The organism is Serratia sp. JKS296 (genome assembly GCF_900215445.1).
Taxonomy (GTDB): Bacteria; Pseudomonadota; Gammaproteobacteria; order Enterobacterales; family Enterobacteriaceae; genus Serratia; species Serratia marcescens.
Genome location: NZ_OCMX01000001.1, coordinates 505,595 through 527,483 on the forward strand (window position 1 = coordinate 505,595; position 21,889 = coordinate 527,483).

The 21,889-nt window shown below is 61.3% G+C and carries 19 protein-coding genes; 14 read left to right on the plus strand and 5 right to left on the minus strand.

All coding sequences use genetic code 11. From position 1 onward, the window contains the following. The first annotated feature begins 27 nt into the window (after window positions 1-27). The 5 genes from rng to CRO23_RS02445 all read left to right on the plus strand — a co-directional run bounded on the left by rng (window position 28) and on the right by CRO23_RS02445 (window position 8,615). Complete coding sequence (rng, locus tag CRO23_RS02425) at window positions 28-1,497, plus strand: ribonuclease G (RefSeq protein ID WP_016930237.1); 1,470 nt, start codon at window positions 28-30, stop codon at window positions 1,495-1,497. Window positions 1,498-1,585: 88 nt separating this feature from the next. Beyond that, window positions 1,586-5,389: an AsmA2 domain-containing protein YhdP gene (gene yhdP / locus CRO23_RS02430; protein ID WP_079450128.1), complete on the plus strand. Its 3,804-nt coding sequence runs from the start codon at window positions 1,586-1,588 to the stop codon at window positions 5,387-5,389. Further along, on the plus strand, window positions 5,386-6,246 hold the full coding sequence (gene nit1, locus CRO23_RS02435; RefSeq protein ID WP_060445053.1) for a deaminated glutathione amidase: 861 nt from the start codon (window positions 5,386-5,388) through the stop codon (window positions 6,244-6,246). The genes yhdP and nit1 overlap by 4 nt, the downstream gene beginning before the upstream one ends. 7 nt (window positions 6,247-6,253) lie before the next feature. After that, window positions 6,254-7,699, plus strand: coding sequence for a metalloprotease TldD (tldD, locus tag CRO23_RS02440; RefSeq protein WP_016930234.1), 1,446 nt, complete (start codon window positions 6,254-6,256; stop codon window positions 7,697-7,699). A 151-nt stretch (window positions 7,700-7,850) separates the two neighbouring features. Beyond that, window positions 7,851-8,615 carry a CDP-diacylglycerol diphosphatase gene (locus tag CRO23_RS02445; RefSeq protein ID WP_097101330.1) on the plus strand — a complete coding sequence of 255 codons (765 nt, stop codon included), beginning with the start codon at window positions 7,851-7,853 and terminating at the stop codon, window positions 8,613-8,615. A gap of 59 nt (window positions 8,616-8,674) precedes the next feature. Here the strand turns inward: CRO23_RS02445 and CRO23_RS02450 are convergent, their stop codons facing one another. Together CRO23_RS02450 and uriH are read right to left on the minus strand one after the other, a co-directional pair. Continuing rightward, window positions 8,675-10,357, minus strand: coding sequence for a PglL family O-oligosaccharyltransferase (locus CRO23_RS02450; protein ID WP_079450129.1), 1,683 nt, complete (start codon window positions 10,355-10,357; stop codon window positions 8,675-8,677). 693 nt (window positions 10,358-11,050) lie between these two features. After that, entirely contained in the window at window positions 11,051-11,992 is a 942-nt protein-coding gene (gene uriH, locus CRO23_RS02455; RefSeq protein ID WP_016930231.1) for a uridine-preferring nucleoside hydrolase UriH, read from the minus strand. A gap of 207 nt (window positions 11,993-12,199) precedes the next feature. Between uriH and CRO23_RS02460 the strand changes: the two genes are divergently transcribed. Both CRO23_RS02460 and CRO23_RS02465 read left to right on the plus strand, forming a co-directional pair. Further along, window positions 12,200-12,475, plus strand: a complete 276-nt coding sequence (locus CRO23_RS02460; RefSeq protein WP_016930230.1) for a zinc ribbon domain-containing protein — start codon at window positions 12,200-12,202, stop codon at window positions 12,473-12,475. Next, the gene (locus CRO23_RS02465; protein WP_033639293.1) at window positions 12,472-12,816 is read left to right on the plus strand and encodes a hypothetical protein; all 345 of its coding nucleotides are present in this window, start codon (window positions 12,472-12,474) and stop codon (window positions 12,814-12,816) included. The genes CRO23_RS02460 and CRO23_RS02465 overlap by 4 nt, the downstream gene beginning before the upstream one ends. Here CRO23_RS02465 and aaeR read toward each other — a convergent pair. Beyond that, on the minus strand, window positions 12,807-13,718 hold the full coding sequence (gene aaeR / locus CRO23_RS02470) for an HTH-type transcriptional activator AaeR (protein ID WP_025304394.1): 912 nt from the start codon (window positions 13,716-13,718) through the stop codon (window positions 12,807-12,809). The genes CRO23_RS02465 and aaeR overlap by 10 nt on opposite strands. Before the next feature lie 314 nt (window positions 13,719-14,032). Between aaeR and aaeX the strand changes: the two genes are divergently transcribed. From aaeX to CRO23_RS02495, 5 genes are all read left to right on the plus strand, one after another. After that, entirely contained in the window at window positions 14,033-14,236 is a 204-nt protein-coding gene (aaeX, locus tag CRO23_RS02475; RefSeq protein WP_004936952.1) for a p-hydroxybenzoic acid efflux pump operon protein AaeX, read from the plus strand. Window positions 14,237-14,243: 7 nt separating this feature from the next. Continuing rightward, on the plus strand, window positions 14,244-15,179 hold the full coding sequence (aaeA, locus tag CRO23_RS02480) for a p-hydroxybenzoic acid efflux pump subunit AaeA (protein ID WP_028127537.1): 936 nt from the start codon (window positions 14,244-14,246) through the stop codon (window positions 15,177-15,179). After that, the gene (aaeB, locus tag CRO23_RS02485; RefSeq protein WP_016930226.1) at window positions 15,179-17,146 is read left to right on the plus strand and encodes a p-hydroxybenzoic acid efflux pump subunit AaeB; all 1,968 of its coding nucleotides are present in this window, start codon (window positions 15,179-15,181) and stop codon (window positions 17,144-17,146) included. Before aaeA ends, aaeB begins: the two co-directional genes overlap by 1 nt. Window positions 17,147-17,426: 280 nt before the next feature. Beyond that, window positions 17,427-17,894 carry a ribonuclease gene (locus CRO23_RS02490; protein ID WP_004936959.1) on the plus strand — a complete coding sequence of 156 codons (468 nt, stop codon included), beginning with the start codon at window positions 17,427-17,429 and terminating at the stop codon, window positions 17,892-17,894. A gap of 5 nt (window positions 17,895-17,899) precedes the next feature. Then, on the plus strand, window positions 17,900-18,199 hold the full coding sequence (locus CRO23_RS02495; RefSeq protein ID WP_004936963.1) for a barstar family protein: 300 nt from the start codon (window positions 17,900-17,902) through the stop codon (window positions 18,197-18,199). Window positions 18,200-18,226: 27 nt separating this feature from the next. Here the strand turns inward: CRO23_RS02495 and yjgA are convergent, their stop codons facing one another. Next, a complete protein-coding gene (yjgA, locus tag CRO23_RS02500; RefSeq protein WP_004936968.1) occupies window positions 18,227-18,775 on the minus strand; it encodes a ribosome biogenesis factor YjgA in 549 nt (182 codons plus the stop codon). A gap of 179 nt (window positions 18,776-18,954) precedes the next feature. Here yjgA and pmbA point away from each other — a divergent pair, with 179 nt between their 5' ends. Both pmbA and cybC read left to right on the plus strand, forming a co-directional pair. Beyond that, on the plus strand, window positions 18,955-20,295 hold the full coding sequence (pmbA, locus tag CRO23_RS02505) for a metalloprotease PmbA (protein WP_033639296.1): 1,341 nt from the start codon (window positions 18,955-18,957) through the stop codon (window positions 20,293-20,295). Between the two features lie 138 nt (window positions 20,296-20,433). After that, complete coding sequence (gene cybC, locus CRO23_RS02510) at window positions 20,434-20,820, plus strand: cytochrome b562 (protein ID WP_097101332.1); 387 nt, start codon at window positions 20,434-20,436, stop codon at window positions 20,818-20,820. Between the two features lie 4 nt (window positions 20,821-20,824). Here cybC and CRO23_RS02515 read toward each other — a convergent pair whose 3' ends face one another. Then, window positions 20,825-21,607, minus strand: a complete 783-nt coding sequence (locus CRO23_RS02515; RefSeq protein WP_016930223.1) for an AraC family transcriptional regulator — start codon at window positions 21,605-21,607, stop codon at window positions 20,825-20,827. Between the last annotated feature and the right edge of the window lie 282 nt (window positions 21,608-21,889).

Sequence of the window (21,889 nt, forward strand, 5' to 3'; positions counted from 1 at the left end):
ATTATCGACCGGCTCTGAGGAGAAGGCATGACAGCTGAGCTACTGGTTAATATCACACCGTCTGAAACGCGGGTCGCCTATATCGATGGCGGCATTCTGCAAGAGATCCATATCGAACGCGAATCCAAACGCGGCATCGTCGGCAATATTTATAAAGGGCGCGTCAGCCGCGTCCTGCCGGGCATGCAGGCGGCGTTCGTCGACATCGGCCTGGACAAGGCCGCCTTCCTGCACGCCTCCGACATCATGCCGCATACCGAATGCGTCGCCGGCGACGAGCGGAAAAACTTCCACGTGCGCGACATCGCCGAGCTGGTGCGCCAGGGGCAAGACCTGATGGTGCAGGTGGTGAAAGATCCGCTTGGCACCAAGGGCGCGCGTCTGACCACCGATATCACGCTGCCTTCGCGTTATCTGGTCTTCATGCCGGGCGCGGCGCACGTCGGCGTGTCGCAGCGCATCGAAAGCGAAGCCGAGCGCGAGCGCCTGAAGGCGATCGTGGCGCCGCACTGCGACGAGCTGGGCGGTTTTATCATCCGCACTGCGGCGGAAGGCATCGGCGAGGAAGAGCTGGCGCAGGACGCCGCATTCCTCAAACGCCTGTGGACCAAGGTGATGGAGCGCAAGAAGCGCAACCAGACCAAATACAAGCTGTACGGCGAGCTGGCGTTGGCGCAGCGCATTTTGCGCGATTTCGCCGGCGCGGCGTTGGATCGCATTCGCGTCGATTCGCGGCTGACGCACGATCTGCTGGTGGAGTTCACCGGCGAGTACATTCCGGACATCACCAACAAGCTCGAGCTCTATACCGGCAGCCAGCCGATTTTCGATCTGTACGATGTGGAAAACGAGATCCAGCGCGCGCTGGAGCGCAAGGTGGAGCTGAAGTCCGGCGGCTATCTGATCATCGATCAGACCGAGGCGATGACCACGGTTGACATCAACACCGGCGCCTTCGTCGGCCACCGCAACCTCGACGAAACCATTTTCAATACCAACATCGAGGCGACGCAGGCCATCGCGCGCCAGCTGCGGCTGCGCAACCTGGGCGGCATCATCATCATCGACTTTATCGATATGAACAACGAAGAGCATCGCCGCCGGGTGCTGCACTCGCTGGAGCAGGCGTTGAGTAAAGATCGGGTAAAAACCACGATCAACGGCTTCTCTCAGCTAGGCTTAGTTGAAATGACGCGTAAACGCACGCGTGAAAGCATTGAACATGTGCTCTGTCACGATTGTCCTACTTGCAATGGGCGCGGCACCGTGAAAACGGTGGAAACCGTGTGCTACGAGATCCTGCGCGAGATTGTGCGTGTGCACCATGCTTACGATTCCGATCGCTTCCTGGTGTACGCCTCCGCGGCGGTCGGCGAAGCGCTGAAGAGCGAAGAGTCGCATGCGCTGGCCGAAGTGGAGATCTTCGTCGGCAAACAGGTGAAGGTGCAGATCGAACCGTTGTACAGCCAGGAGCAGTTCGACGTCGTCATGATGTAGCCCGCCCGACATCGATAGGGGCCCGGCACGCCGGGCCCGTCAGTGCATAGATATTCCCGTTGCCAGGCAGCGGAGCAAGGAGAACTGCGTGAGGCGACTGCCTGGGATTCTGTTAGCAACAGGCGCCACCCTAATCGTGATTGTGGCGCTGCTGATCAGCGGGCTGCGCCTGATGCTGCCGAAGCTGAACGACTATCGTCCCCAACTGCTGGCGCAGGTGGAGAAGCTGTCCGGCGTGCCCGTGCAGATGGATTTCCTGCAGGGCAGTTGGGAAACCTTCGGCCCACAGCTTGAAGTGCGCAACCTGAGCGTTACGCTGCCCAAAAGCGATGTGCATATCGAACGCGTGACGCTGGCGCTGGACGTGTGGCAATCGCTGCTGCACTGGCGCTGGCAGTTCCGCGATCTGACCTTCTATCAATTCCGCCTCGATTTGAACGCCACGCTGGGCGCCGATCGGCAGGGCGACGGCCTTGAACCCGGTAAAATCAGCGATCTGATGCTGCGCCAGCTCGACCATTTCGATCTGCGCGACAGCCGTATCTCGTTCCTGACGCCCGCCGGCGCGCGCGCCGAATTCGACATTCCCCAGCTGACCTGGCTCAACGGCCGCGATCGCCACCGCGCCGAGGGGCAGATCAGCCTGTCGACGCTGAATGGCCAACACGGCGTGGTGCAGTTGCGCATGGACCTGCGCGATAATCAGGGCCTGCTGGACACCGGCACGGTCTATCTGCAGGCCGATAACATCGACATGAAACCCTGGTTTACCCGCTGGCTGCGCGCCAATACCGGGCTGGAAAGCGCCGACTTCAGTCTGGCGGCCTGGCTGCAGGTGCAGAACGGCGAAATCGCCGGCGGCCATGCGTTGCTCAAGCAGGGGGCGGCCAACTGGAATACCGGCGCCGCGCAGCACCGGCTGGACGTGGACAATCTGGCGCTGTCGTTGCGCCGCCAGGGCACCGGTTGGCAGCTCGACGTGCCGCAGCTGCGGTTGAGCACCGACGGCCAGGCCTGGCCGCAGGGCGCGCTTTCCGCGCTGTGGCTGCCGGAAAACACCGAATTCATGGGGCCGGCGCAGAATGAAGAGCTGCGGGTGCGCGCGACTCACCTTCAACTGGAGCGCCTGTCGGCGCTGCTGCCGACCTTCTCGTTCCTCAGTCCGGACGCGCTCGAGCGCTGGAACGATCTGCAGCCGCAGGGGCAGGTGGCTGCGCTGGCGCTGGACATCCCGCTCAAGCAGCCGGAAAAGAGCCGTTTTCAGGCGCTGTGGCGCGATGTCAGCTGGCAGCGTTGGGAACTGCTGCCGGGCGTCAACCACTTCTCCGGCGCGTTGAGCGGCGGGGTGGAGAACGGCCGCCTGACGCTGGGGCTCACTGACAGCACCCTGCCTTACGGCGACATGTTCCGCGCTCCGCTTGAAATCAGCAGCGCACGCGGCGCGCTGACCTGGCGTTACAACGACCAAGGTTGGGAGCTGGCGAGCCAGGGCCTGGACGTCAAGGCGAAGTCGCTGTGGGTCAACGGTGATTTCCGTTATCAGCAGCCGGCCAAGGGCGAGCCGTGGCTGAACATTCTGGCGGGCATCCGCCTGTATGACGGCGCCGACGCCTGGCGCTATTTCCCGGAGCCGTTGATGGGCAAGCATCTGGTGGACTACCTGAGCGGCGCCATTCAGGGCGGCCAGGTGGATAACGCCACGCTGATTTATTCCGGCGATCCGCAGCACTTCCCGTATCGTAAAAACGAAGGGCAGTTTGAAGTCTTCGTGCCGCTGCGTCACGCCACCTTCCAGTTCCAACCGGGCTGGCCGGCGCTGACCGATTTGGCTATCGATCTCGATTTCGCCAACGAGGGATTGTGGATGCATGCGCCGCAAACCCGATTGGGCAAGGTGGCGGGCAAAAATATCAGCGCGGTGATCCCGGATTACCTGAAAGAGCGGTTGCTGATCGACGCCGACGTCGCGGGTGCGGGCAGCGACGTACATGACTACTTCATGCAGACACCGTTGCACGATTCGCTGGGGGCGGCGCTGGAGCAGCTGCAGATTGGCGGTGATGTCAGTGGGCGCTTACATCTTGATATCCCCCTGGACGGCGAGCAGGTCAGAGCCACCGGCGAAGTGGCGCTGAACAACAATTCGTTGCTGATAAAGCCGCTGGACAGCGAACTGCAAAAGCTCAGCGGCAAGTTCCGCTTCGACAACGGCAACCTGCAGAGCGACCCCCTGTCGGCCAACTGGTTCGGGCAGCCGGTGGCGGTCAACTTTTCCACGCAGGAGGGCGAGCGTGACTACAAGGTCAACGTCGGCCTGAAAGGAGACTGGTTGCCGGGCAAGTTCCCCGGCCTGCCGAAAGAGGCCGCCGATGCGCTCAGCGGCAGCGCACCCTGGCAGAGCCAGGTGGCCATCACGCTGCCGCACCAAGGTTCGGCCAGCTACGATATCGGACTTGACGCAGACCTGAAGAAAGTGAGCAGTCACTTACCTTCACCGCTGGACAAGGCGCCGGGCGAAGCGCTACCGGTGAACGTCAAGGTCAAAGGCGGTTTGAACGGCTTCATGTTGACCGGCAGCGCGGGCAAACAGAACCGCTTCAACAGTGAATGGAACTTCGACAAAAAACAGGTGAATCTGGCGCGCGCCGCGTGGCAAACCAACGGTGGCGGCACCCCGCCGCTGCCGGCCGGCAAATCGATGACGCTGAACCTGCCGGCGCTGGACGGCGAGCAATGGCTGGCGCTGCTGGCGCCGGCGCTGAAACAGGGCGGCGGCAGCGGTCAGGTGGGCGGTTTCAGCTTCCCCACCACCGTGGCGCTGACCACGCCGCAGCTGCTGTTGGGCGGCCAGGCCTGGCATAAGCTGACGCTGTCGGCCGAAAAACAGCTTGGCGCTACCCTGGTGAGCGCCAAGAGCGACGAAGTGGACGGCAGCCTGCGGGTGGCCGATCGCGGGCCGTGGCGCGCCGATATCAACTACCTGTATTACAACCCACAGTTCGCCGAGACGAAAAACGCGGCGGGCGCGGCGGCGCCGTCGCCCGAGAAACTTTCCTTCCGCGACTGGCCTTCGCTGATGTTGCGCTGCAAGTCGTGCTGGGTGCTGGGGCAGAACCTTGGCAAGGTCGAGGCGGATCTGACTAATCGGGGGGATACCCTGACGCTGGATCACGGCCTGGTCGATACCGGCAAAGGGCGCATGACCGCCACCGGCCTGTGGAAACAAAACGCGCAGGAAGAGCGCAGCTCGCTGAAAGGCAAACTGCTCGGCGGCAAGATCGATGAAACCGCCGCCTTCTTCGGCATCACTATCCCGCTGAAAGGGGCGCCTTACGACGTGGACTTCGATCTGTACTGGCACGGCGCGCCGTGGCAGCCGCAGGTGAATACGTTGAGCGGCGCGCTGCAGGTCAAGATGGGCAAGGGCGAGATCGACAGCATGGGCGGCGGCCGCGCCGGCCAGCTGCTGCGGCTGGTCAGCTTCGACGCCCTGCTGCGCAAGCTGCAGTTCGATTTCAGCGATACCTTCGGCAAAGGTTTCTACTTTGATTCCATCCGCAGCACCGCCTGGCTGAAAGATGGCATAATGCATACTGATAATCTATTGATCGACGGCCTGGCGGCGGACATCGCCATGAGCGGCCAGATCGATCTGGCGCGCCGCCGCATCGATATGGAGGCGGTGGTGGCGCCGGCGATTTCGGCGACCGTCGGCGTGGCCACGGCGTTTGTCGTCAACCCGATCGTCGGCGCGGCGGTATTTGCCGCCTCGCAGGTGCTGGGGCCGCTGTGGAGCAAGATTTCGCTGATTCGCTACCATATCGGCGGCGATCTCGACCAGCCGAAGATCAATGAGGTACTTCGTAAGGCAAAGGAGGATAAGGCGTCATGAGGAATGCTAACGTTGCGTTGTTGCAGTTGTGCAGTGGCGATCAGGTGCGCGATAACCTGGCCCAGATTGAACAGCAGATCAAGCAGCTCAATGCCGGGGTAAAACTGGTCATGACGCCGGAGAACGCGCTGCTGTTCGCCAACTCCGCGGCCTACCGCCAACAGGCGGAAAAACAGGGCGATGGCCCGCTGCAGAACGCGGTGCGCGAGCTGGCGCGCCGCTATGGCGTGTGGTTGCTGGTGGGCTCGATGCCCTTGATCAGCCGTGAAAACCCGGAACTTATCACCACCAGCAGCCTGTTGTTCGACGAGCAGGGCGAGATCCGCGCCCGCTACGACAAGCTGCACATGTTCGATGTGGACATCAACGATGCGCACGGCCGCTACCGCGAGTCGGATACCTACCAGCACGGGCAGCACCTGACGGTGGTGGATACGCCGGTCGGGCGTTTGGGCATGACCATATGCTACGATCTGCGCTTCCCCGCGCTGTTCCAGGCGTTGCGGGCGCAGGGCGCCGAATTGATTTCGGTGCCGGCGGCCTTTACCCGGGTCACCGGCGAGGCGCATTGGGAAATCCTGCTGCGCGCCCGGGCGATCGAGAACCAGTGCGTGATCCTGGCGCCGGCGCAGGTGGGGCGACACGGGCCGACTCGTCGCACCTGGGGCCACACGCTGGCGGTTGACGGCTGGGGCAAGGTGCTGGCCGAGAACGCGGACGCTGTGGCGGCGCTGAAAGTGCGCGTGGACGCCGCAAGCCTGAAAAATATTCGTGCGCAGATGCCGGTGCTGCAGCACAACCGATTCCAGACGTCGCTGACGGCGCCGTCTGACAAGCTATCCTCCAATCAAGAGTGAAACCATTATGAGCCTGACGTTTGTCAGTGAGCAGTTACTCGCTACCAACAAGCTGAGTCATCAAGACCTGTACAGGGTACTGGGTCAACTGGCAGAACGCCGTATCGACTACGCCGATCTCTATTTCCAGTCCAGCTATCACGAAGCCTGGGTGATCGAGGACGGCATCATCAAGGATGGCTCTTACAATATCGACCAGGGCGTCGGCGTGCGCGCCGTAAGCGGTGAGAAGACCGGCTTCGCCTATGCCGATCAGATCACCCTGAATGCGCTGCAGCAGAGCGCCCAGGCGGCGCGCAGCATCGTGCGTGAGCAGGGCGACGGGCGGGCGCATACCCTGGGTGAGATCGGTTACCGGGCGCTGTATCCGTTGCTCGATCCGCTGCAAAGTCTGCCGCGCGAAGAGAAAATCGCCCTGCTGCACCGCGTCGACAAGGTGGCGCGCGCCGCCGATGCGCGAGTGCAGGAAGTGAACGCCAGCATTACCGGCGTTTACGAGCAGGTGTTGGTGGCCGCCACCGACGGCACGCTGGCGGCGGATGTTCGCCCGCTGGTGCGCCTCTCCGTCAGCGTGCTGGTGGAGCAGGACGGCAAGCGTGAGCGCGGCTCCAGCGGCGGCGGCGGCCGTTTCGGTTACGACTATTTCCTGGAAACCGTCGACGGCGACGTGCGCGCCGATGCCTACGCCAAAGAAGCGGTGCGCATGGCGCTGGTTAATCTTGGCGCGGTGGCGGCGCCGGCCGGCAATATGCCGGTAGTGTTGGGCGCCGGCTGGCCGGGCGTGCTGCTGCATGAGGCGGTGGGCCACGGCCTGGAAGGCGACTTCAACCGACGCGGCACCTCGGTGTTCAGCGGCCATATGGGCGAGCTGGTGGCGTCCGAACTGTGCACCGTGGTGGATGACGGCACTCTGCAAGGGCGCCGCGGCTCGTTGGCGATCGACGACGAAGGCGTGCCGGGCCAGTACAATGTGCTGATTGAAAACGGCGTATTGAGAGGTTACATGCAGGACAAGCTCAACGCGCGGCTGATGGGCGTCGCCCCGACCGGCAACGGCCGCCGCGAGTCCTACGCGCATCTGCCGATGCCGCGCATGACCAACACCTACATGCTGGCGGGCCAATCGACGCCGGAAGAGATCATCGCCAGCGTCGAGTACGGTCTGTACGCGCCGAACTTTGGCGGCGGCCAGGTGGACATCACCTCCGGCAAGTTCGTGTTCTCCACCACCGAAGCCTACCTGATCGAAAAGGGCCGTATCACCAAGCCGGTGAAAGGGGCGACGCTGATCGGCTCCGGCATTGAGGCGATGCAGCAGATCTCGATGGTCGGCAACGATCTGGCGCTCGATAAAGGCGTGGGCGTGTGCGGCAAGGAAGGCCAGAGCGTGCCGGTAGGCGTCGGCCAACCGACGCTGAAACTGGATACGTTGACCGTCGGCGGCACGGCGTAATCTTTCCTCAAGGGGCCGCGCGTTGGCCCCTCAACCATTCTCCATTTTGCGGCCTTTCTCGCATTCGTAACGCTAAGCGCGGCAGGACGCCGTAGCCTGTACGACATAATGGAATAAAATTGACGTGGCGAAAAAACAGATCACTACGAGAATGACGCGCCTGGCTTTATCCGCCCGGCATTGGCTGCTGGTGCTGGGGGTTCTCTCTCTGACGGGGTGCGCCCGTTCCGATGCGCTGTGGGGCGTGGTCGATAAGCTCTGCATGGCCAACTATCAGCAAAAGCGCGATCCGGCCCCGTGTGAGCAGATTTATATGCCGCAGGGGAAAGCGCAGGGCTTCAGCGTGCTGCAAAACCCGCGTTATCCCTATCACTTCATCCTGGTGCCGACGGCGCCGCTCTCCGGCATCGAAAGCCCGCAGCTGCTGGCCGGGGAACGGACGGACTATTTTGGCTATGCATGGCTGATGCGTTACCGGCTGGCCGCTGAGTATGGCGGGCCGGTGCCGGATGATATGTTGGGCATGGCGATCAACTCCGCTTATGGCCGCAGCCAGAACCAATTGCATATTCACCTGACCTGTCTGCGCGAAGATGTGCGGCGCCAATTGCAGGCGGAACGCCCCTACGTACAGGAGCAATGGCGGCCTTTGCCGGATAAGTTGTTGCGCCACACCTATTATGCTCGCCGCGTGATGCAGCCAGCCGTGATGGGCATCTACCCGATTAAGGATTTGGCGGGTTATCTCCATCTGTCGCCGCCGCAGCTGGCGGAATATGGCGTGGCGTTAGTGCCCACCACGTTTGGCGGCCAACGGGGTTTTATCTTGCTGGCCTCGAAGCGCGGCTGGGACGTCGGCAATCGCGCGTCGGTAGAATCGCTGCTGGATAAAGAGTGCGCGATATTGCCGCGTTAATTTTGCTACATAAATGACGCAGGTGAGAGCGACGAGGCATCGCTCTCACCTTGTTGTCCCTACCTAAACCGCGCATCCCGCGTAAACAGGAAAGCGGCTTCCCGCAGGCGAGCGTCGGCTTCCGCCTGGGCCCCCTGATAGCGCAAGATCATGATCAGCGTGGCGTAGACGTTGGCGTCGATACGGCGCTGCAGATAGGCATTGGCCCACTGCCGATAGCCGGTCAACAGGGCATCGTCACGTGTCTGGTTATAGACCAGCAGCGCGTGAGATTGCTCGTCGAACGTTTTGCGCTCCCGGTAGATCCAGGCGGCTGGCGGCGGCATTTGCTCGATGCTGTCGATGTTGGCCAGCATCGTGCGTTCCGACTGAGTGAGCGCCATGCGCCCTTGCCAGGCGAAAACCGCCATCGCCAGCACGCCGACCGCCGCCATCGCCACCGGCAGGCTCAGGGCTTTGGCGAACGGCAGCGGGCGGGGCTCGCCGGTTTGGCCGTCCAGCAACGCCAGCAGCAACAGAAACGCCAGCCAGTGCGGCGCAGACAGATAGAAAGGGTATTCCAGCTGGGTATGCACCAGCATTGGCAGCAGCACCAGGAACAGCCCGACGCGCGCGCCGTCCCGCTGCGCGCGATCCCGTTGCCAGGCGCATTTCAGCAGCAGCGCGCCGGCGACGAGGACGATCATGATACCCGCCAGCGCCGGCAGACCACCCTCAACCCACCACAGCAGGATTTCATTGTGCGGATGCCCGGCGACTTCCAGCACTTCTCGCCAGGGCATTTCCTGCAGGCGGAAGTGCGCGAAGCCGTATTCAAAACCGCCGTAACCCCAGCCCAGCAGCGGCTTGGCCAGGATCATGGCGCCGACGTCGTGCAGCATGGTCAGACGCGCGCTGTTGGATAGCCCCCGACCGATCAGGCCGGTGTGACCCTCCAGACCGAAACCGGTGAACAGCACCGTGAGGCCGATCGCCATACCCAACAGCAGCGCGCCGCCGGCCCAGCGGCTTGCGGCCGGGCGCTGGCGGGCAAAACGCCACAGCAGCAATGCCGCCGCCAAGGCGCCGCCGAGCCAGGCGGCGCGCGACTGGATCAGCACCAGCAGGGCGGAGAAAACGGCCAGCAGCGCGAGCAGCGGGATTTGCCGCCGCCGCATCGGCGCAGAGAGGGGAGCAAGCAGCAGCCAGAGCGCCAAAGCCAGCCCGGTGGCGATAAAGCTGCCCAGCACGTTCGGTTGCTGAAAGACGCCGTAGACCCGGCTTCCGTGAGGGGATACCCACGCCAGCGTGGGGGCGAACAGTTGCAGAGCCGCCAGCAGCGCCTGAACGCCAGCGGCGAACAGCAGACCGTACAGCAATAGGTTGCGCTGCCTGGGGGTTAGGCGCAGCTGCAGGCAGGCGACATAGAACAGCCAACCGCCGAGCAGGCCGGCGCAGCGCCACAGGGCGTCTTCGCGCCACTCGGGGCGGGTATACAGCAGCGGCAGCGCCAGCACGGCGATGCCGAGCAGCAATAGCCGGGCGGTGGGGGTAAGTGAAAGGCGGATGCGACCCAGGCAAACGGTAAACGTCACGATCAGCGTAGTGAGCGCCATGACGCCCCAGGCCTGAATGTTTTGCGGCAGCGCCAGACCGTCGCCGCCCATATTGGGATGATAGATCGGCAGGAGCGCCGCCATCCAGATCAGCAGCAGGGGCAGCACGGCGATGGTCGCTGCGTTAGCGGGAGATTTATCGGCCATGGTTAACCTGCCAAGGCCTGATAGCGTTTATTGAATGCATGTTTTGATTATTCCCTATCCTTTATCCTGATGTTGAAATGTGTGTAATATTCAATTCGAAAATGTCTCACGGGAAATTTAAACCGTCTTCATGGTGAAGCGATAAATAATGTTTGCCCTGAGAATGCGTGAGGCTGTGCGCCTAAAGAAAGGTTAAGCCGTATTTTTAACCCGCAAAAGGCATTTTTGTTTTTTCAAAAGCAGACGCGCTATTTTCTCAAATCTATTGCGATTCAGTCAATTTTTAATCTAATTATTATTTTTATTCATTAAAATCAATTGGTTGGCCTTTGTGTTGGCGTGTGTGAATATCGTGAGGCATCCCGGCAATGGCCTATATAGGCAGGTAATGTGAAGAATAAAATAGGTATCTGCTTGTTTAATTTGTTTCGTCAGCGGCGGCGTGACGGAGGAGGTTTGTTTCATCGTTTCCCATTGTTGATTTTTAAATTAAAAGTGATTTTCATGGCTTTATTTTTATTAAGATTCTTCTTGTCTCTATATGTTTATTTTGGTTTTTATAAAATGATTTATTGTTAGGATTGTTCTGCTGAATTGGAAATAAAAGACGTTATGTCTTGAGCCTCCCCGTTGCCGCGGCAGAATACAGACTAACGCGCCTGCCCAAGCGCGTTAGTCTTGTCTCCCGTCTGCTTACTCCACCTCACCGATCCGCTTTAGCGCATCCACCACCAGATCCCAGAATTTATCCTGATCCAGTTTGACCGCCACCTGGGTGTGGCAGTCCGGCGGCGGCGGCGCGCGGAAGTCCGTGACCGTCATGCCCAACGTCAGGGTGCCGGTCAGTTCGATATCCACCGGCGCTTTGCGCACCGTCATGACGCTCGGGTCGATCACGTAGGCCACCGCGCAAGGATCGTGTACCGGCGGGGCGCTGAAGCCTTGCGCCTGTTGGTACATACGGCCAAAGAATGCCAGCAGTTCGCCGACGAAGGCGGCCGGCCGGGTGCCGAGGGCGGCGATGCGTTCGCAGACTGCCGGCGTGGCCAGCGCCTGATGGGTGAGATCCAGCCCGACCATGGTGAGCGGCCATTTTTCGTTGAACACGATGTGCGCCGCCTCGGGATCGATTTTGATATTGAACTCCGCCACCGCGCTCCAGTTGCCCACATGATAGCCGCCGCCCATCAGCACCACTTCCTTGACCCGTTCGGCAATGCGCGGCTCTTTACGCACCGCCATGGCGATATTGGTCAGGCCGCCGGTCGGCACCAGCGTCACGCTGCCCGGCGGGTGGGCCATCACGGTCTCGATGATCAGGTCTACCGCATGGCGTGAGTCCAACTGCAGGTGGGGGGCCGGCAGCACCGGGCCATCGAGGCCTGAGTCGCCGTGAATGTCGGGCGCCACTTCGATATTGCGCACCAGCGGGCGCGGGCAGCCGGCGGCGAAGGGGACGCCGGTGATATTGGCGATGCGGGCCACCGCCAGGGCGTTACGCGTCACTTTGTCCAGCGTCTGGTTACCCACCACGGTGGTGACCGCCAGCAGGTCGATCTGCGGATTGCCCCAGGCCAGCAACAGAGCGATGGCGTCGTCATGCCCCGGGTCACAGTCCAGTATGATTTTTTTCATGGTTATTCCTGATGCAGGGAGAGGTTTCCGCAGCATAACGCAGCGCGGCGGCGTGGGATAATGCCGATGGTGCTTTTGTTAACGGCATCAAAGCCTTGTCACTTTTACGATGTAATGAAACGTAAATCCTGCTCGCCGGGCTTTACCCTGGAGTTTACTCCAGGGTTTACAGTGAGGTTCAGCGTCAATGCACAGAGGAGAGGCGGGATGAGCTTACTGAAACGGTTGTTGGGGCAAGGCGGTATTAACGGCGGTCATCAGCGCGCGGGCCACGGCGGCGGGCATCATGGCAACCGCTATAACCAGCATGGCGAGCCGGGGCCGCTGTGCCCGGAATGTCGGGCTGTGAATAAATCGGGCGCGCGTTATTGCCACCGCTGCGGTCAGCCGTTTGCCGCGGTGAGCGCCACCTGCGGCCAGTGCGCCGCGCCGTTGCCGTCGGGCAGCCGATTTTGTCCGCAGTGCGGCGGCGGTGTGCCGTGAACCGGGGCGGTTGGACACTCGCGCTGCTGCTGGGCGCCATGGCGCTATGGACGCTGCTGGCCTGGGGCGTAGCCGGGGTGCTGGCCTGGCTCCCGGCGTTGGCGGAGGCAGCCGGGAATGCATCGTTGCCGGTAAACGGTGCGCTGAGCCTGGTGCCGCAGGCGGTGCTGGACGCCTGGCTGCCGTGGCTGAAACAGCTGGGCAGCGGGCTGGCGAGCTATTTTCCTGCGCTGCTGACCTGGGCGGGCTACGCCATCTGGCTGCTGTGGGGCTTCGGCATGGTGGCGCTGACGCTGCTGGCTGCGCTGGCGCGACGCTATTTGAGCGCTGCTCAGCGATAGCCCTGATAGACCGCCGCTACGCGTTCGAAATAGTCGGTTAAATAATTGATGCACACCTGCACCTTCAGCGGCAGTTTGTCCTTCTCGGTATAGAGCGCGTAGATCGGCCGCGGATCCGAATGGTAGCTTTTGAACAGAATCTCGATCTCGCCGCGTTTGATCTCTTCGATCACCCACATCAGCGGGGCGTAGGCGATGCCGGCGCCGTTTTTCAGCCAACGGATCATGGTGGAGGAGTCGTTGGTGACGAAGCGCCCCTGCGGGGAAATGCGCGTGGTGATGCCTTCCGGCGACATCAGTTCGAATTCGCTGTCGGGCCGCACGCTGTACTCCAGCCAGGAGAAGTTGACCATATCGCTCGGCTTCTGCGGCGTGCCGTGCTGGCTCAGGTAGCTTTTGGCGGCGCACACCACCATCGGCATCTGCCCCAGGCGGCGAGAGAACAGGCTGGAGTCCTGCAGCGCCCCGGTGCGGATCACCAGATCCAGCCCGTCGGTGATCAGATCCGGCGCCGGAATGCCGGTTACCAGGTTGACCGTCAGGCCCGGGTACTCTTTCATCATCTCGGCGGTCATGTTCGCCAGCACGTTTTGCGCCATGGTGGATGAGCTGCCGATGCGCAGCGTGCCGGCGGGCGTGTTGTTAAACGCATACAGCTGTTCATGCACTTCGCTGACTTCCTGCAGCATGCGTCGGCAGCCCTGATAGTAGATTTTGCCGGCCTCAGTCAGGCCGATGCTGCGCGTGCTGCGGTTCAACAGCTTGACCTGCAGCTCATTTTCCAGTTTCGAGACGGTTTGGCTGATCGATGAAACGCTCATGCCGAGTTGGCGCGCGGCCGCGGTAAACGACCCGAACTCAACCACTTTGGCGAATACCGACATCCGTTTTAATCTTTCCATTATTCACTCTGGCTTAAAAGTGATTTAGATCACAGATTGTTGATGCCTTGATAGTAAGCAGGCTAATATAACGTGGTCGGGTGAATAGACCTTACCAACGTGCGAGAGCGATCGGCGACGTAATCCTGCCGCTCCTCCGGCACCCTCGCAATCCCTGTCGTGGACGTCTGCCCCAAAGTTTAACCTTTTTTCGGGTTCGTGACCTGGACAAGCTGTCTGGTCAAGATTTGTGGCGCGCGCACGCTAAAATGTAAAGAGAATGTGAATGGCGAGATGTGTCTTTCCCCGGCGCAGTGAACAATAAGGAAAAAGTGATGAGTTTGCTTCCGGTTATGGTCATCTTCGGACTGTCGTTTCCGCCGGTGTTTTTCGAGCTGCTGGTGTCGCTGGCGCTGTTTTTTCTCTTGCGCCGCCTGCTGCAGCCGACGGGGATTTACGATTTTGTCTGGCATCCGGCGCTGTTTAACACTGCGCTGTATTGCTGCTTGTTTTATCTGATTTCATGTCTTTTTGTTTGAGGTCGCTGTGAAAAATTTTTCGATAAAAATAACCCGAATCGCGATCACTTTGATTCTTGTGCTGTTGGGCATCGCCGCGATATTCAAGGCCTGGGTGTTCTACACCGAGTCGCCGTGGACGCGTGATGCCAAGTTTACCGCCGATGTGGTGGCGATCGCGCCGGACGTCAGCGGCCTGCTGACCGACGTGCCGGTGGTGGATAACCAACTGGTGAAGAAAGGCCAGGTGCTGTTCGTGGTCGATCGGCCGCGTTATGAGCAGGCGTTGGCGGAAGCCGGCGCCGACGTCGCCTACTATCAAGCGTTGGCGGCGGAAAAACGGCGCGAGGCCGGCCGCCGCGTGAAGCTGGGCGTGCAGGCGATGTCGCAGGAAGAGATTGACCAGTCGAACAACTCGCTGCAGACCGTGCAGCACCAGCTGGCGAAGGCCGTGGCGGCGCGCGAGCTGGCGCAGCTGGATCTGGAACGCACCACGGTGCGGGCTCCGGCCGATGGCTGGATCACCAACCTCAACGTCCATGCCGGCGAATACATTACCCGCGGCTCGGTGGCGGTGGCGCTGGTGAAGAAAGATTCCTTCTACATCCTGGCGTACCTGGAAGAAACCAAGCTGAATGGCCTGAATAAGGGCGACCGCGCGGAGATCACCCCGCTCGGCAGCAACCGCATCATGCACGGCACCGTCGACAGCGTGGCGGCGGCGGTGAACAACAGCAGCAGCACGGTGAACAACAAAGGGTTGGCCTCGATCGACAGCAACCTGGAATGGGTGCGCCTGGCGCAGCGCGTGCCGGTGAAGATCCTGCTGGACGCCAAGGATCAACAGCATCCGTACCCGGCCGGCACCACCGCCACCGTGGTGATCGTCGGCAAGAACGATCGCAATGCCGACAGCGGCTCGCCTTTTGTGCGCCTGATGCACCGGCTGCGTGAGTTCGGCTAATGAGCAGCCCAACCTTTATCCGGCTGAGATTCGCCTTCAAACTCAGCTTCGCGATTGTGTTTGCGCTGTTCGTCGGCTTCCATCTCAATCTGGAAACCCCGCGCTGGTCGGCGATGACCGCCGCCATCGTCGCCGCCGGCCCGGCCTTTGCCGCCGGCGGCGAACCCTTCTCCGGCGCCATCCGCCACCGCGGCTGGCTGCGTATCATCGGCACCTTTATCGGCTGCTTCGTCGGCCTGATCATTATCATCACCACCGCCCGCGCGCCGGTGGTGATGCTGCTGCTGTGCTGCATCTGGGCCGGTTTCTGCACCTGGCTTTCTTCGCTCATCAAGGTGGAGAACTCCTATGCCTGGGGGCTGGCCGGGTATACCGCGCTGATCATCATCGTGACGGTCGCCACCAGCGAGTCTCATCTGCTGGAAGCGCCGCAGTTCGCCATCGAGCGTTGCAGCGAGATCGTGCTGGGGATCGTCAGCGCCGTGTTGGCGGATCTGCTGTTCTCGCCGCGTTCGATCAAACAGGACATCGATCGGGCGGTGGATCAGCTGCTGGTAGCTCAATACCGCCTGATGCAGATGTGCATCAGCAACGCCGACAAAGAGGATATCGACCGCGCCTGGAGCAATCTGGTGAAGAGCACCACGGCGCTGGACGGCATGCGCAACAATCTGATGATGGAGTCCTCGCGCTGGCAGAAGGTCAACCGCCGGGTAAAAGCGCTGCATACGCTGTCGCTGACGCTGATCACCCAGGCCTGCGAAACCTATCTGATCTTGGTGAATCACCCGGAGGCACTGAAAGACAGCCTGCGGGAGCAGCTGATGGTCCCGGCGGAAACCCCGCAGGAGATCCACAAGCGCATGAAGCTGTTGCGCCAGGTGCTGACCACGCATCGTTCCGAGGAAACGCTGCCGACCATCACCGGTTGGGTCGGCGCGGCGACGCGCTACCTGCTGCTGTCGAAAGGCGTGCACGCCAACTGCAGCATCAGCGCGGTGGAAGAGGGGGTGTTGAGCAACGAAACCGTGGTCAAGCCGACTTCGGCGGAAGGGCATCACGCGATGATCAACGGCCTGCGCACCTTTGTGGCGACGGCCTTCGGCAGCCTGCTGTGGCTGTGGACCGGCTGGACGTCCGGCAGCGGTTTTATGGTGATCATCGCGGTGATCACCTCGCTGGCGATGCGCACCCCGGCGCCGCGCATGGTGGCGATGGATTTCGTGCTGGGCATGCTGGCGGCGATCCCGGTCGGTTCCCTGTTCTTCATGGTGATCCTGCCGGCGACGCAGCAGAGCATTTTGCTGCTGTGTCTCAGCCTCGGTCTGCTGGCGTTTTTCATCGGCATCGAGGTGCAGAAGCGGCGGCTCGGTTCGCTGGGGCTGCTGGCCGGGACCATCAACATTCTGGTGCTGAGCAACCCGATGGAATTCAACGTCACCCAGTTTCTCGACGGGGCGCTGGGCCAGTTCCTCGGCAGCTGCGTTGGGCTGATGGTGCTGCTGCTGATCCGCGACAATTCGCGTGAACGCACCGGGCGCACGTTGCTCAACCAGTTCGTCAGCAGCGCGGTGTCGGCGCTGACCACCAAGGCGGCGCGTCGTCGGCAAAACCATCTGCCTGCGCTGTATCAGCAGCTTAACCAGCTGCTGATGATGTTCCCGAACGACATCGCCAAGTATCGTCTGGCGTTGAACCTGATCATTGCCCACCAGCGCATGCAGCGGGCGGAGATTCCGGTCAGCGAAGAGTTGTCGGCCTTCCACCGCCAGATCCGCAGCACCGCCGATCGGGTGGTCTCCGCCAAGAACGACGTCAAGCGCGCCTATTACTACGATCGCTTGCTGGGTGAAATGAACGAGTACCAGCAGAAGCTGGTGGACAATCAGGCGCCGCTCAGCGTCACCGGGCCGGTGAAACGCCTGGCCGACATGCTGCATCGCTATCGTCACGCCTTGATCGATTGATGCGTTCCCTCCTGTTGCGCCGCGTTGTGCGGCGCCTTCCCTGACTATACTGAAAGCAGTGCCTGACATGGCGGGCCGTCTCATGTGAGGCGGCCTGTTTTCAGAGAGACTCCGAGTGCCAGAACGACTGGAAAGTGGCATCATTGTCATGAGTGGATGAAACGCTTACCGCCGCGAAAACGTGACGTGCCGGTCATCTTAGTTTCATCCAGGTCGACTATATACCTAACTAGCCTGGGGGAGCTGCGGCGCCTTCGGCGGCATAATTTCAGGGAATGTCATGAACAAGCGGATTCTGTTGGCGATTGTCATCGCCGTGGTCATCGCCGTCTTCAGCGCGCTGCGCGGCAACGAGCACCGTGCGATCGGCGGCAATGCGACGGTGGTGCAAGCGCCGGCGGGGCAACAGCAGAGCATCGATCGGCTCACGCAGCAGCAAACGGTGGTGAGCTACCTGCAGCAGCATCAGCGGCTGCCGGGCTATTACGTCACCAAGAAGCAGGCGCGCGAGCAGGGCTGGGACCCGCGTTCAGGCAACCTCTGTGCGGTATTGCCGGGCAAGGCGATTGGCGGCGATCGATTCTCTAACCGTGAAGGACAACTGCCGAGCGCCGGCGGCCGGGTCTGGCGCGAAGCGGACATCAATTACCAGTGTGGCCGGCGCGGCGCCGATCGCCTGCTGTATTCGAGCGACGGTCTGATCTTCGTCACGCGAGACCATTACAAAAACTTCATTCGTGTGGAGTGAGTTTGATGGCAAAAGTAGAGTTTGATTTTGAACAGATCCAGGATGTGCCGACCTTCTACCGCGATTTTGCGCACAAGTTTGCGCTGGACGAGGGATTCGGCGCCAACCTCGACGCGCTGTGGGACGTAGTGACCGGCGATATCGGTCTGCCGGTGGAAATCGAGTTCACTCACCTGAATGCCCGCAGCAAGCGTCGTTTCGGCGCGATCATTCTGCTGTTTGAAGAGGCGGAAGAAGAGCTGGAAGGCAGCCTGCGCTTCAATATCCGCGAAAGCAGCGGCGAACCGGCGCATCACCGGGGATGAAACGGGTTCATCCCGGGATGGCGGCGCTTAGTCGGCCGCTTCGGCCAGCTCGCGCAGGTATTGGAAGATCTGGCGGTAAGCCTTAGGCGGCTTGTTGGCGGCCTTCTCTTTCTGCGCGTTGCGCACCAGTGAACGCAGCTGTTGGCGATCGGCGGCCGGATACAGATCCAGGATCGACGGAATGACGTCATCGCCTTCTTCCACCAGGCGGTCGCGCAGCGCTTCCAGTTTATGGAACAGGGAAACCTGCTGGTTGTGGCGGTTTTTCAGCTTGTCGAGCGCGGTCTGGATCGGCTCGATATCGCGGGCGCGCAGCATTTTGCCGATCAGCTGCAGCTGACGGCGACGGCCCTCTTTCTTGATCTTCTGTGCCAGCTCGATGGCGGCGCGCAAATCTTCGTCCAACGGAATGCGGTCCAGCGCGTTTTTGCCCAGATCGACCATTTCGGCCCCCAGGTCTTTCAGCGCTTCGGCATCACGTTTAATTTCACTTTTACTGACCCAGATAATCTCGTCATCGTCCTCGTTTTCATTCTCCGGGACATCGTCGAGCCAGTCTTCAGGCTGTTTGTTCATGGTAGGCTCCGTTAAAAAGAGGCTAATCCTAACAGGTTGCCGGCTTTATGCGAAATTCAACGCGGTTCCTGTTAGACTCAACGGCAGAGATCTCAGGATTTTTGCGCGCCGCCCCGCGTGCACAACTACGCCGCTCCGGCACTTTTCTCAACGATTTTCTGATTAATTATGGCAGATTGATGAAAGTAGTCACTCAAGTTGCAGAACAGCGCAAGGCGCTGGAACAGGCCGTTTCTCAGGCGCTGGAGCTGGCCCGCGCCGGTTCCGACGCGGCGGAAGTCGCGGTCACCAAATCGACCGGCATCAGCGTCAGCACCCGCTTCGGCGAAGTGGAAAACGTCGAGTTCAACAGCGATGGCGCGCTGGGCATCACCGTGTATCACCGCCAGCGCAAAGGCAGCGCCTCTTCCACCGATCTCAGCCCGGACGCCATCGCCCGCACCGTACAGGCGGCGCTGGACATCGCGCGCTACACCTCTGAGGATCCTTGCGCCGGCCCGGCGGAGAAAGATCTGCTGGCGTTCGAGGCGCCGGATCTCGATCTGTTCCACCCGACCGAGCTGGACGCCGAGCGCGGCATCGAGCTGGCGGCGCGCGCCGAGCAGGCTTCGTTGGCGGCGGACAAACGAATTACCAACACCGAAGGCGGCAGTTTCAACAGCCACTACGGCATCAAGGTGTTCGGCAACAGCCACGGCATGCTGCAAAGCTATTGTTCCAGCCGTCACTCGCTGTCCAGCTGCGTTATCGCAGAACAGGACGGCGACATGGAGCGGGATTACGCTTACACCATAGGTCGGGCGATGGGCGATCTGCACAGCCCGGAGTGGGTGGGGCAGGAGTGCGCCCGCCGCACGTTGGCGCGTCTCGCGCCGCGCAAATTGTCGACCATGAAGGCGCCGGTGCTGTTCGCCTCCGAGGTGGCCACCGGATTGTTCGGCCATCTGGTGGGCGCCATCAGCGGCAGCAGCGTTTATCGCAAATCTACCTTCCTGTTGGACTCGCTCGGCAAGCAGATTCTGCCGGAGTGGCTGACCGTCGAGGAGCATCCGCACCTGCTGAAAGGGCTGGCGTCGACGCCGTTCGACAGCGAGGGCGTGCGCACCCAGAGGCGCGATATCGTCAAGGACGGCGTGCTGCAAACCTGGCTGATGACCAGCTACTCGGCGCGCAAGCTGGGCCTGCACAGCACCGGCCATGCCGGCGGCATCCATAACTGGCGCATTGCCGGGCAGGGCGCGGACTTCGCCGGCATGCTGAAGCAGCTCGGCACAGGCCTGGTGGTCACCGAGTTGATGGGCCAGGGCGTCAGCGGCGTCACCGGCGATTACTCGCGCGGCGCCGCCGGTTTTTGGGTGGAAAATGGCGAGATCCAGTACCCAGTCAGCGAGATCACCATCGCCGGCAACCTGAAAGACATGCTGCGCAACATCGTCAGCGTCGGCAGCGATATCGAAACCCGCAGCAATATCCAGTGCGGTTCGGTGCTGCTGCCGGAAATGAAGATCGCCGGCCAGTGATCCGCTGCGCGGCCGGCGCCCGCCGGCTGCGCGTTATCCCGTCTCAACCTTGCTTACAAATCTCCGGTTTCGATTTTTCCCGGCCTTGCCTATGGTAACGGTGGGTTAATTAAAACAATAACTGGAAGGTGAGCAAACATGCAGAATACCCTGAAAGCGCTGGCGGCGTTGACGCTGCTGGCAGCCAGTTCGCTGGCGGTCGCCGCCGATCTTGGCGACGATATGGACACCCTGGCGGAAAACTACAAAACGGCGCTGAATACCGACTCCGCCGCTACCCTCACACAGAGCCTGCAGAACATGCGCGCCGCCGCGCAGGATGCCAAACAGGGCACCCCGCCGAAGCTGGAAGACAAAGCCGCCGACAGCCCGGAGATGAAAGATTTCCGCAGCGGGCTGGATACCCTGATCGGCCAAATCGATCAGGCGCTGGCGCTGGCCAATCAGGGCAAAGTCGCCGAAGCGAAGCAGCTGGCGCAGGGCTTCAAGCAAACTCGCGACGCCAACCACAAGAAATTCCGCTAATCCGTCAACCGTCGCGCCCGTCTTCCGTCAGATAGGAGGAGGGCGCCTGCCCCAGCACGCGGCGGAACATGGTTGAAAACGCCGCGCTGCTGTCATATCCCATCTCCATCGCCACCTGCGTCACGCTGCGTCCTTCGGCCAGCAGCGCCAACGCCAGCACCACGCAGGCGCGCTGACGCCATTGCGAAAACGGCAGGCCGGTCTGCGCGCGAAAGAAGCGGCTGAAGGTGCGAATGCTCATGTACAGACGAGGCGCCCACCGCTGCGCGGAGTCGTGGGCGTCGGGGTGCTGCAAAAAGGCGCGGCACAGCTCACCCAGCCGAGGATCGGCGGGCAGCGGGATGTGCAGCGGCAAGGGCTGCAGCCTGGCCAGCTCGTGCAGCAGCAGCGCCGCCAGCGCTCCGTCGCGGCCCTGTTGTTCATACTCCAGCGGCATATCCACCGCCGCCATCAACAGCTGGCGCATCAGCGGAGTGACGCTGACCACCTGACATACCTGCGGCCGTTCGGCGGGCAACGCGCCGGGTTCAAGGTACAGGCTGCGGGTGGTGACGCCGACCATCCGCACCGCGTGCGGCATCTGCGGCGGCAGCCACACCGCGTGCTGCGGCGGAACGACCCAATTGCCTTGCTGCGTGAAAACGTGCATGACGCCGGTAGCGCCGTACAGCAACTGCGCGCGCCGGTGGCTGTGCATTGGCAGCAGATGCCCCGGCGGATAATCGGTGCCGATGGCGATCACCGCACGGGTTACGTGGTCGATGTCATCAATGCGGACGTTGCGCATGTGTTCCCTTTGGCGGGCAGATTGGCCGAAACGCAATGATAGTTGGCCCTTCATATAAAGCAAGCCAGCGACGGTCGCCCTACTATCGGGGCAGAAAAATAACGCTTGTTCGGGGCGCCGTTATTTTATCGGCCATGAAGCCCGTGCAAGTCTTCACACCAGGGTGGGACGAAGGTTCTCGTTCTCGCAATACAAGAAGTTAATAAGGAATAAAGCGTCATTTTATTCCAACACCTGAAGCAATAGTTCTTAGCGCAGTTCAATGACTATAAGGTGATATTT